We start from the raw sequence: 10,904 nt of genomic DNA, 5'->3' as shown, positions 1-10,904 counted from the left end.
TAGGTCGGATTAGCGAAGCGTAATCCGACATAGTGCCTAGTAACATAGTGCCTAGTAAAGAGACGGTTCCCCTTCCGGGCGGGTTTTGAAACGCCGGTGTACCCACATGTATTGCTCCGGGCAGGCACGTACTCTCTCTTCGATAAACTCATTGATCCGCCGGGCATCCGCCGTCTCATCGCCTGAGGGTAACTCCGTCAGCGGCGGGTACACCTTCACGTCATACCCCGAACCGTCCGCCCGGCGGTGATGGGTGAAAGGAATCAGTTGCGCCCGGCCCATGCGTAGCAACTGCGAGGTGGCGGTAATTGTTGCCGCCGGTACACCAAAAAATGGTACAAACACGTGCGGGCGACGGTCGCCGTAATCCTGATCGGGGGCGTACCATACCGCCCGGCCCTGGCGCAGTCGGCGTACCATATGCCGCATATCTTCCCGCGCAATGGCAATTCCGCCTTGGCTGAAGCGCTCCCGACCGTGGCGCTGGATCAGATCGTACACCGGGTTATTGTGGGGCCGGTACAGACCGTCAATGGAATGGTTCAAACACACCAGTTTGGCTCCCAGGTCCAGGTGGGTGAAGTGCATCGCCATAAACACTACCCCCTGGCCCGAGGCCTGGGCAGCTTGCAAGTGTTCCAGCCCTTCCACGCTGTGGCATAAAGACATCAAACGTCGACGTGGCCAGAACCAGGCGATACCGGTTTCGAGCAGTGCTATCGCTGTGGACTCAATGTTGCGTCGGGCCAAGTTGGTCCGTTCCGGCTCAGCCATGTCCGGAAAACACAGTGAAAGGTTGCGCAACGCGGTACGCCGCCGACCTTTGGCCAAGCGCCAGACGAGTTTCCCTAGCCCTCTTCCCATGGCCATCTGCACCCGGTAGGGCAACTGGGCAATCAGCCACCACAGGCCAAAGCCGACCCAGGTCAGCCAGTAGCGAGGGTGAAACAGTTGGCGGGAGACACGCGGCATTTCGATAAATCCTCAGACACACAGAAAAGGCGCTATTCTACCGTGTATGATGGCGCGGGGGGTGCCTGTGAACTATGTTAATATAGACGCCACATTTGAAGTTTTACCGGGAGTAAGAGGACGGCCCTTGTCCCATCATCAGTCATTGCGAGAGGCGCTGCGCGCGGCCACTCGTGCGGAGCATAAGGCACTCGAGGCCCAACCGCTCATGCAGCGACTGCTCTCCCCGGAACTCACCCTCATCGAATACGGTCAGATCCTGCGGGCTCAGCGGGCATACTACCGTGCCCTGGAACCGGCGCTAATGCCCCTCGAGCAGCAACTTCGAGAGCGTTTTCCCGAGGTGGGCTATCGTTACCAGTCTCGCCTGGCGTCACTGGATCAGGACTGCCGCGTGCTGCAATTGCCGGATGATCACGATATCCGCACGGGCGCGAGTTGGCGGCCTCCGCTAGACTCTACGGAGGAGGCGCTCGGCGTGCTGTATGTGCTGGAAGGTGCCAGCCAAGGGGGGCGGGTCATCGCCAGGGCATTGAACCGATCCCTGGGCCTGGAGAGCAGTAATGGCGCCGACTTTTTTCATTACCATGTTACCCAGGACGGATGGACCCGCCTTTGCCTCTGGCTGGAATCCATTCCTTTGGATGCGACATGGCATTGCGCGCTGACCGGCGCCAAGGCAACCTTTACCGGGCTGAAGGCCCATTTCGATCATTGGCAGAGGCAACTGAGTGACCGCTGAAACCCCGAAGTGTTTTGCGGACGAGCTTCAGGCAGCGCAGGAAGAGTGCGCGCGCGAGCCCATCCATATTCCCGGCGCCGTGCAGAGCTTCGGAGTGCTGCTGAGCTTTGATTCGTCAATTCGGCGGGTCTGGCAGGTTAGCGCCAATGTTCGCCAGCACCTGGGGTTGACGGTGAACGAGTGCCTCGGGGCCAGTGCCGCAGGCATTCTGGGCAGCAGCCTGCTGGGCAGGATCCGGCGCGGGCTGGCCAATTCCGATCGTCTCCCGGGGGCGATGACCGTCACCCGCAAGTTGGCTGGCATCAGCCGTAAGCTGCACGTGGTCGCCTACCGCAGCGGCGATGCGGTGATCGTGGAGCTTGAACAACTGGAAGGTTCGGCGCGCTATCGCTGGTTGTCCCTGGTCAACGACTGGATTGCCAAGCTGGTGGAAACCCGCACCGAGGATGAGGTCCTCAATCGGCTGTGCGATGCCGTCCGGTCCATTACCGGCTACAACCGCTCGCTGATTTACGCGTTTGATGACGACTGGAATGGCAAGGTGCTTGCCGAGAGCCGCGATGAGGTGCTGTCTTCCCTGATGGGGCAACACTTCCCTGCGTCCGATATCCCGCCTCAGGTTCGCGCCATGTACGGCAATAATCGCATTCGCGTCATTGCCGATGCTCAGGCTGAGGCCGCCCCGCTCGTGCCGGCGATGAATCCGGCCAACGGCAGCCCGCTGGATCTGAGCCAGGGCTATTTGCGGGCGGTATCGCCGATTCACTGCGACTATATGCAGAACATGGGGGTCCGATCGTCTCTGTCGGTTGCCATCTATTCCGATTCCCGGCTCTGGGGCTTGGTCAGCTGTCACAGCCAGACGCCCCTGTCTCTGTCGCCGTCTGCCCGGGACAGCGTTGCCACTCTGGTTGAAGTGGCCAGCCAACGCCTGTTCCTGCTCAAAGCCGAGGCCGACGCCCACTACCGGCAGCAGATCCACGACAATCGGGTTCAGCTCGCCCACGGGGTTCAGGAGCGTCACGCGCCGCGAGATCTGGTGCAGCAGCACGCCGAGCACTGGCGGCAGCTGTTCCGGGTGGAGGGGATTGCGCTGGTGTATCTTGGCGAAATCACCCGCTCCGGCAAGACCCCCGACGAGGATCAGGTGCGCGAGCTGACCAACTGGCTTGACGCTGAGCTCAAAGAGCCGGAGCCCTGGGCCACCACCTCGCTCAGCGCCTCGGGCTACCCCTGTGCTGAGGCGATACAGAGCTGGTGCTGCGGACTGCTGGCCATGCCCCTGCTGATTGACATGGATGCCCGGGGCTGGTTACTGCTGTTTCGTCCAGAGCAGTTTGAAATGATTCCCTGGGCGGGCAAACCCGAGAAGGTCGCCGAGGTGCGCGACGGACGCACGGTTCTGTCGCCGAGAACGTCCTTTGCATCCTGGGTTGAAGAGGTCAGTGGCAAAAGCTCGTCCTGGCACCCGGCCGAGATCAACGCCGCCCGGGATCTGGGCGATGACCTGGCGGTCATTGCCGCCGCCCATGAAATTACCCGGCTGAATGAATACCTGCGGCGCGAACGCAAGGCACTCGCGGAGGCGAATCAGCACCTGGAAAAAGTGGCCAACACCGACTCCCTGACCGGCACCCTGAACCGCTACCGGATTGAGCATCTGGTGCAGATGAGCATGGCCAACGCCGAACGCTATGGCCAGCAGTTCTCCCTGTTGCTGTTTGATCTCGATCATTTCAAGCAGATCAATGATACCTACGGCCACAATGTCGGTGACCGGATCCTGAAAACCCTGGTCAACTCGCTGACCGACGGGCTGCGTGAGGGCGACCAGTTGGGGCGTTGGGGCGGAGAGGAATTTCTGGTGCTCGCCGCCAATACCGTGCTAGATGATGCGGCGATTTTCGCCGAACGTCTGCGTGGGCTGGTACTCGGCACTGAATTTGGATTGGACGAGCCGGTCACCATCAGTATCGGCGTGGCCGAGTGGGGCAAGGGCGATACCATGAAAACTCTGCTGGTGCGCGCCGATCGGGCCATGTACGAGGCGAAGCACGCTGGACGCAATCGGGTCTGTCTGCAGAGGTAGAGATGGTGTTATTATAACCGGCTTTGACTCGGGCCTTGGGGGCGCGTTTTGAAGCTATCGGTCATCATTTCGACTTACAATTCGCCAGCGTGGCTGGAGAAGGTGCTCTGGGGATATTCCGTTCAGGACCATAAGGCATTTGAGTTGATCGTTGCCGACGATGGTTCTTCGCAACAGACCCGAGCCGTCGTGGATCGAATGCGTTCTGAAACAGGAATGCAGATCAAGCATGTCTGGCAGCCGGATGAAGGGTTTCGCAAGTGTCGTATTTTGAATCTTGCGACATTGCAGGTTGAGAGCGAATACGTCGTCTATACCGATGGGGACTGTATTCCTCGTCGCGATTTTCTCTCCGTGCACGCTTCAGAAGCCGAACCCGGTCGCTTTCTTTCCGGCGGCTACCACAAATTGCCTCTTGATTTGAGTCAGTTGATTGCCAGAGAGGACATTGTCAGCGGCGAATGTTTTGATTTGTCATGGTTGAAACAGCGAGGGCTGCCTGCCAGCCACAAGAACAGCAAATTGACGGCAGGCCCTTTAAGAGCCTGGCTCTATAACCGTTTGACGCCAACCCGCTGTCGCTTCAAAGGGTCGAATGGCTCCGCTTGGCTGAAGGATATTGTTGCGGTCAATGGTTTTGATGAAACCATGGCCTATGGTGGGGAGGATCGAGAGTTTGGCGCTCGTCTGATCAACCTCGGTGTCAAACCCAAACACGTGCGATACAACGCGATCGTCATTCACCTGGATCACAAGCGAAGTTATGTTGATCCTCGTATTGTTTTGGCTAATAAGGAGCACCGGAAGAAAGTGGAGAAAGAACGCATCGTGGTTACAGCTCATGGTCTGAAAGAGCATGATGGATCGGATGTGTCGATTATTGGCTGAGAATCTGTAGTCGTTTTTATCGTTGGAGTTTTGCTTGATCTTTTTCGTTTTTTCATACAATCGCGGGCCGCACCTGAAAAATTGCGTAGAGTCGATCGAGTGTTGCGCGCCCGGGCAACCCGTGATTGTTTTTGATGACGCCAGCGATGACCCGGAAACCGTCGCTGTCCTTGCGTCAATCGGCGAGCGGCACGAAGTGGTGGTGCGCGAGGACAAAGACTCTACTGACCAGCATGGCGCCCTGTACACCAACATGCAAAACGCGATTGATCGAGTATGCGATGATGATGTCATCTGCTTTTTGCAAGATGACACTCAGATGGTGAGGCGGTTGGATGACGATGATGTGGTGTTTATCAAGGAGTATTTCGACCGCTATCCAGACTCGGGCTTTCTCGCACCGGTTTTTCAGCGAAAAATAGCCCGGCCGGCTACTCTGCAGCGATTTGTTTATGATCCGGAGCGGGGTGTCTATATTCAGTCCGTGAAAAATGGGCGCCGCGTTGCAGGCGTATATTACTCTGATATTTCCATTACGACCACGCGACGACTCAAGGATAAGGGGTGGCAGTTTTTGATGGGTGAGTTTGAGAACGAGCAGCAGGCAGCCCGGTTGTTTGAAGAAATGGGATACCTATACGCCCCCTTTGTCATGTGGCTTCCTAACCCGCCGGCCTACAGGAATAAAAAGAAAAGTCTTGCTTTTTCGATAGCGGAAAAGATCAACAGAGCGGGTCTCTACCCATTTTCCATTATGACGGATGCCAGGGTCAGAGCGTTGAAATCGCGCCCCACGAAAGAACTTCCGATCGCAGAGCACTACCTGTCGACAACGGTCGACGGGGTGCCCCGCCCCTGGATATTTCATCCGCTACGTCGTTCGCGTTTGCTGCGCAGACTGGATAAGCTGGAAGCTGTGGTGCGCAGTGCGAAGAGCTGGTTTACTCCGAAAGGGTAGTCTTTACCAGCTCACAACCGCTTCAATTTGACTTCCAGATTGTTCAGTAGTTTGAGCCCCCTTAGGCCAGTCAGCGGGTTGTAGGTCCATGGCTTTCGAGGCGTTATCGGAGTGCATTCCAGTAGCGATTCAGCGACGGGAATCTCCTTCGGGGATCGGCGGAGGAACTGATCTGCCTGTTCGGCGCTCCAGATTATGAATGGGTAGTAACCACATTGTTTCTTTCGTTCGGCAATCTTCAGGGCCAGAGTCTTCTTCTTTCCACGCCACGCCGGAACCTCTGGCAGCCACATGGCAAAAGGGCTGTAAAGGTATAGCATGCGTCCGAACAGTGCTTTGGCCTGGCGATCATTGCCCGGTTCGGATTGCAGAAATCGCCACTGTTTCTTCAGTAGTTTTTGCGGAGAGGTGACCAGCAGGTCGGAATAGTGAATGCCGGCACTTTGCTGGGTCGCCCTTCGTAAGTAGGTGTTTTGGGTGGGGCCAGGGTCATCAGATACGGGGTTTCTGTTCAGGTCGATGCCGCGGATGAAGCAGGGGTGAATGAAACCGACCGAGGCATTCTCTTCCAATATCGAATGTAATTGAGCAAGTTCGTGAAGCGCAACCGGTCGAATGACCTGTGTGTCGTCCTGAAGAAAGCATACCAGGGAATAGTGTTGCGTTGCCTCCAGGGCGGACTGCATGTTGTGATAAAGTCCGCCGTGCTTGATCCTTCCTTTGATTGCAGGTTGCACGATTGTGACCGTCTCCCGTATTCGCTCCAGGTAAGACTGGGTGAGCGGGTCGGTACTCTCGTCGTCGAATATTAAAATGTCGGCGTAAGGCGCGCACTTGCGTATAGAATCCACACAGTTTTCTAAGAACTGTGCCCGGTTGAAAGAAAATATACAGAATGCGACGGAAATGTCAGATATCTGATCGGTCATAGGAATCTCGTCAGTGGGACAGAGCTTACTCGCCTGGGGCTGTGCCGCCATGGCTCAGATCAGCCGTTGGGTCAACGCGGGGCCAGCTAGGCAGTTGTCGGCTCCAGACCCAAACAAAAATCAGGGGTAACCAAGTGTATAGCCACATCGTTTTAACGGAAATGACCAAGGTGTAGGTATTGGTGATCACGAGCATGACAATGGTGCCGATAATGCCAAGCAAGTAAACTTTGGCGGCTTTCGTGGTGTTGGCTCGATAAATGGCGCTCAGCACCAAACCGAGTAGCGCCAGTAAAAAGCCTAACCCGATCAGACCCGTTTGTATAAAGGTGCCGAGGAACAGGTTGTGGGGTTGTGCGGTACCCAGCCGGGACTGAGCGTATATGAGCAGGCCCGCTTTGGTGGTTTCGAGATCAGTGGCGGCACCATGCCCGAACAGCAGTGAGGCGGGAAGGTGTTCCAGGTGGGCCGTCCATAATAGGAGTCGGTAAGAGGTGCCTCGCTCGGCCATGAACTGGACGAACTCATTGAAACCGTAGAGCGACAGTACGCCGGCCAGAGCGGCAGTTAAACTGAAAAAGGCAATCAGGAGCAGCTTCCAGTGGCGGTGAAGCACGGCGCTGACAAGCAAGGTATAGAGGATGATCACCGCCAGCGCGAGGGTCGGTCCCCGGCTCCCCGAGAGCAAGGTGCAACTGCAGGTTAGAATGAGTGCTGCGAACAGTAGCGCCAGATCCTTTCGGTTGATTGCCTGCCGTTCGTGCCATAGAAGAAAGGCGCCAATGCACAAATACATAATCAGCACGGAGACCCCTTCAATGGGCTGATACAAGGCGCCAATTCCATGCAGTCGTCCTGAAAAGTGATGGAAGCCGCCAAAAATGACCAGCGCGGACAGGCTGCCGAGCACGACGCAGGAGAGAATGAAGCGCCCGAGGAACAGGGGGGTTTCCAAAATGCGCGGCAGTGCCGCCAAGAGCACCAAGACCAGCAATGCGGTTTCAAAACTCCAACGCAGGGCCTGGATGTGCTCTGCGCCACTCGCCTGGCTGACGATCAGTGAGCTGGCGGCTACGTAGAGTAAAAAGCCCGCGCACAGACGTAGCAGGGCGTCACCGGTATCAATGCGCAGCCGCCCCATGCTGAAAAAAACCAGTACCGGTAAGCCGAGCGCCAGGTGGAACCAGGCCTTGAAAAGGTCCGGGTGCGGGGAGATGGCCGACAGGGCAACCCAGATCAAAAACAGGGTCGGCAGGCGGCGCTGATAGCCGGAAGTCGTTTGCTCGTGAGCACTGGGTGTCATTGCGTGGTGATCCATTCTAGCAACAGGTCCGTGAAGTCGCGGGCATTCCAGTCGTGCTTGCCGCTGCTCTGGGAGTGAAGGGTAATATAGTGAACGTCAGGGCGCTCGAACAGCGCCTTGACTTGCTGCACCACGGCCGTGGCATCGCGGGTGTCAAAGATATAGTGCATCACATCCGGAGCCCGCCACTGCACGGGGCGCGTCTCGTGCTGAGCGAGATACTGTTTGTATAACCCGAATTCCGACCAGCGTCTGGGCGGTTGGTTCAGCAGGTGTTGCCACCAGGGGCGGCCGCTTTGTTGCTCCAGATGTTGGAGCATGCCATTCACGGCGGCCCCGTCGAATACGAAAGGGGTGTCGAAATAGGTATTGACCGGCTGATCTTCGGTCAGTTTTCGGGGCCCGGTCAGCTTGGCGGCGTTGTCCACCCACTTGCGTACTTTCCCGCTCAACTCCCCCAGTGGCTGCCACTGGGCGAAGCACACCACCGCGTCGGCGGTCTGAAAGTCATCCAGTTGGGCCGAGGGCGTGACCACCACATCGGAGTCCAGAACGATGGTGGTGTCGTGGCCCGCTTCACTGGCCACCGCGAGTTTGCACAGCTGCTGCGTATGCCAGCCGGTATAGGCGGGCCAGCGCGGCCAGCCCAGGGTCCGGCGCAGGCTGCCGCTGATACGGGTCAGGTGGCGGCCGGTGCGGGCGCTGATGTGACGCGCCTTGATGCGTTCGCGCTCTACGTCCGCTGGCAGTACCTCGGCGGTGGTTCGCAGCACCACATTGGGCGCTTCGGCGTAGGCTTCGAAGAGGTGCCGATCTTCGGTCTGTACCACGACGTGGTGTTTCAGCCCCGCCAGGGGGGAGCGCGCCAGAGAGGCCCGGAGCAGACGGAAGTGCTCCAGATCTCCGGCCCAGGTCGGGGTCAACAGAATGGGGTTGGACGGGATGGCGGCCGTCATCCGTTGCCGTCCCTCAGGCGCGACTGAAGGCGACGCAGCGCGGTGCGTACCCCGGTGTTGGCCTTGCTGCCCGTGTAGCGCCCTTTGCTGATGTGCCGAATACGGTACACGCTCGGAATGGGCAGCGGCTCGCCCTGACTCTGTACCAGCCAGCGAAAAGCGCGGTCTTCGTGGCACTTGGCGAACTGCTCACTGGGCTGCTGATACAGGGCAATGTGGCGACAGTAACCGACCGCCCGGCAGACATCCCCGTGGGCGATCTGCAGCGGTCCAGTCGCCTTGGAGGGGCGCTTGACCGTAAATGAGCCGGTGTCGATGTCCAATACCGCTGGCTCATGGGCCGCGGTGAGCATGGGATTGTCTTCGGCCAGCAGATCCGTGGTGCGCTCCTCTTCGGGGAAGATCAGCGCGTCTTGGCGCCCCTGAAGCAATTCGGCCAGGGTATCCAGGCAGTCGTCGCGGAACATCAGATCGCAGTCGGTGAACCACACCCAGTCGGCCCGGGTTTCCAGTGCCGCCCGGTTTCGGCCTATGCCCCGGCGGAACAGCTCCTGCCGTGGCAGTGCCCGCCAGTTCCAGGTGACACCGGGTACCGACTGGGTGGAAAAGAACTCCAGCAGTTGCGCGGTCCGGGTGTCCTCGGGGGCGTAGAACACGGTCATGGTGACGTTCAGTCTGGTGGGCGGGAACAGCACCAGAGAGCTCAATTGATAGGCCAGGAAATGCGAGTAATTCCAGCAGTGGCTGACGATCTCCAGATCCAGCGGCCCGGTCTTCGCCGTCCGCGCGGCCACCGGTGGCAGGTCCGGCTCGAACCAGCGGGCCGGGACCCAGCCTTTGGCGGCCAGACGATAAAAAGCGAGGCGGAGTGCGTCAAACATAAGGTGCGCCATTCGGATCAAAAAACCGCGGCATTCTATCACGGCACAGGCGGCGCTGCCCGCCAGAATCATGGTGTAGATGACCGCTGACCGTCAGGCATAGCCCTGCTTCAGCGCTTTGAGAAAGGGTTCCGGCGTGTTGTCGGTGCCGGCACTCCAATGCTTGTGGACGCCACGCTCGAGGCGGGCCAGGTTGGCGGCCTTCCAGGGCGCGTCAGCGGTATGGCTGGCGTGTTGAACGCCGCGGTCGAAATCGATCAGAAAGACCTCGCCCGAGCTCGGGCGGACCAGAATATTGGTGGCATTGAGGTCGGCGTGGTAAACCCCGGCGTCATGAAAGCGCCGAATGCAGCGTCCCGCCGCCTCCCAGAGAGGAGGGTGCCCGGTTTGGTCGAGGCTCAGCAGCGATTGGGTATCCTCCAGCCGCTCGATGATCAAGGCCGCCCGGTAGGTGAGTCCTTTACGTTCGTACCAGGCGGCGATGGGGGTGGGAACGGGCAGCCCCTGGGCGCTGAGTGACTGGAGCAGGGAAAACTCCCTGAGGGCTCGGACCCGGGACGAGCCGAGGTAGACGTAGCGGTCATCCAGCAGTTTGCCGGGAAGACCGCCGCGGCGATAATGCCGCAGGACCCACCGGCCCAGGTCACCGTCGAGAAACCAGGCGGCGCCCCGGCCACCGCTGCCGACCGGCTCGGCCGAAGCGCCCCAGGCGGCGGGATCAAACCACCGGAACTGAAAGGCGTCGGCCAGGGCGGGCTGGACCAGAGCGTGCTGTGAACCGTCGTGGTAGGCGCGGCCGGGGGCGTCGATCATCAAATCATTCAGCCTTTGTGGGTGAGTGCTTGCTAGCGTTCATAGCAAGTGGGTGAGCTGGGCTCGCGGCCATCGGCCTGTTCGTCTTCCCGCGCCAGCTGGTCCAGCAGGGCCTTGCGCAGGATGGGCAGGTGAGACTGCTCGGGGTTGCGGGTGGCGGTCAACAGGCTCAGGCGGCCGCGACGGGCGTGGCGCATCAGTGGCGTGAGTGCGTCCGGGTCATCGTCCAGCTCGCTCTGGTAGTCTTTGGCAAAGCGCTGCTGGTCGATATCGCCCTGATGCCAGGCGCGCCGCAGGGCGGGAGAGGGGGAGGCGTTGCGGTACCACTCGGTCAGTTGCAGGTCGTCCCGGCGCTTCCCTCGCGGCCAGAGGC

The 10,904-nt window shown here is 59.2% G+C and carries 11 protein-coding genes; 4 read left to right on the top strand and 7 right to left on the bottom strand.

The annotated features are described in order from the left end of the window. Positions 1 to 51: 51 nt before the first annotated feature. Entirely contained in the window at positions 52 to 972 is a 921-nt protein-coding gene (gene lpxL, locus B3187_RS02025; RefSeq protein WP_286804393.1) for an LpxL/LpxP family Kdo(2)-lipid IV(A) lauroyl/palmitoleoyl acyltransferase, read from the bottom strand. A gap of 127 nt (positions 973 to 1,099) precedes the next feature. Between lpxL and B3187_RS02020 the strand changes: the two genes are divergently transcribed. Genes B3187_RS02020 through B3187_RS02005 form a run of 4 tightly spaced genes read left to right on the top strand, consistent with a single transcriptional unit; the run spans position 1,100 to position 5,649 of the window. Further along, positions 1,100 to 1,714, top strand: a complete 615-nt coding sequence (locus B3187_RS02020; RefSeq protein WP_286804392.1) for a biliverdin-producing heme oxygenase — start codon at positions 1,100 to 1,102, stop codon at positions 1,712 to 1,714. After that, entirely contained in the window at positions 1,704 to 3,803 is a 2,100-nt protein-coding gene (locus B3187_RS02015) for a diguanylate cyclase (RefSeq protein WP_286804391.1), read from the top strand. Before B3187_RS02020 ends, B3187_RS02015 begins: the two co-directional genes overlap by 11 nt. 48 nt (positions 3,804 to 3,851) lie before the next feature. After that, positions 3,852 to 4,691 (top strand): glycosyltransferase, encoded by an 840-nt coding sequence (locus B3187_RS02010; RefSeq protein ID WP_286804390.1) that lies wholly within the window; start codon positions 3,852 to 3,854, stop codon positions 4,689 to 4,691. A gap of 34 nt (positions 4,692 to 4,725) precedes the next feature. Beyond that, a complete protein-coding gene (locus tag B3187_RS02005) occupies positions 4,726 to 5,649 on the top strand; it encodes a glycosyltransferase family A protein (protein ID WP_286804389.1) in 924 nt (307 codons plus the stop codon). A gap of 11 nt (positions 5,650 to 5,660) precedes the next feature. On the opposite strand, the gene B3187_RS02000 is transcribed toward B3187_RS02005, so the two are convergent. The 6 genes from B3187_RS02000 to B3187_RS01975 all read right to left on the bottom strand — a co-directional run. Continuing rightward, positions 5,661 to 6,578, bottom strand: coding sequence for a glycosyltransferase family A protein (locus B3187_RS02000; protein WP_286804388.1), 918 nt, complete (start codon positions 6,576 to 6,578; stop codon positions 5,661 to 5,663). Positions 6,579 to 6,603: 25 nt separating this feature from the next. Then, on the bottom strand, positions 6,604 to 7,881 hold the full coding sequence (locus tag B3187_RS01995; RefSeq protein WP_286804387.1) for an O-antigen ligase family protein: 1,278 nt from the start codon (positions 7,879 to 7,881) through the stop codon (positions 6,604 to 6,606). After that, on the bottom strand, positions 7,878 to 8,837 hold the full coding sequence (locus B3187_RS01990; RefSeq protein WP_286804386.1) for a DUF6492 family protein: 960 nt from the start codon (positions 8,835 to 8,837) through the stop codon (positions 7,878 to 7,880). Before B3187_RS01990 ends, B3187_RS01995 begins: the two co-directional genes overlap by 4 nt. Further along, on the bottom strand, positions 8,834 to 9,718 hold the full coding sequence (locus tag B3187_RS01985) for a glycosyltransferase family A protein (RefSeq protein ID WP_286804385.1): 885 nt from the start codon (positions 9,716 to 9,718) through the stop codon (positions 8,834 to 8,836). Before B3187_RS01985 ends, B3187_RS01990 begins: the two co-directional genes overlap by 4 nt. A gap of 93 nt (positions 9,719 to 9,811) precedes the next feature. Beyond that, positions 9,812 to 10,531, bottom strand: a complete 720-nt coding sequence (locus B3187_RS01980; protein ID WP_286804384.1) for a 3-deoxy-D-manno-octulosonic acid kinase — start codon at positions 10,529 to 10,531, stop codon at positions 9,812 to 9,814. Between the two features lie 32 nt (positions 10,532 to 10,563). Further along, positions 10,564 to 10,904 (bottom strand): DUF488 domain-containing protein (locus tag B3187_RS01975; protein WP_286804383.1); only part of this gene is annotated, 341 nt, incomplete at its 5' end.

The organism is Marinimicrobium sp. UBA4209, assembly GCF_002381585.1.
Taxonomy (GTDB): domain Bacteria; phylum Pseudomonadota; class Gammaproteobacteria; order Pseudomonadales; family Cellvibrionaceae; genus Marinimicrobium; species Marinimicrobium koreense.
Note: the sequence above shows the minus strand (reverse complement) of the source record. Positions and strands in the feature narration are given on the sequence as shown.

What these genes read in the sequence shown, in the direction of transcription:
- B3187_RS02000 (WP_286804388.1), bottom strand. Translation starts at nt 6,578, where the DNA reads ATGACCGATCAGATATCTGACATTTCCGTCGCATTCTGTATATTTTCT.
- B3187_RS01990 (WP_286804386.1), bottom strand. Translation starts at nt 8,837, where the DNA reads ATGACGGCCGCCATCCCGTCCAACCCCATTCTGTTGACCCCGACCTGG.
- B3187_RS01995 (WP_286804387.1), bottom strand. Translation starts at nt 7,881, where the DNA reads ATGACACCCAGTGCTCACGAGCAAACGACTTCCGGCTATCAGCGCCGC.
- lpxL (WP_286804393.1), bottom strand. Translation starts at nt 972, where the DNA reads ATGCCGCGTGTCTCCCGCCAACTGTTTCACCCTCGCTACTGGCTGACC.
- B3187_RS01985 (WP_286804385.1), bottom strand. Translation starts at nt 9,718, where the DNA reads ATGTTTGACGCACTCCGCCTCGCTTTTTATCGTCTGGCCGCCAAAGGC.
- B3187_RS01980 (WP_286804384.1), bottom strand. Translation starts at nt 10,531, where the DNA reads ATGATCGACGCCCCCGGCCGCGCCTACCACGACGGTTCACAGCACGCT.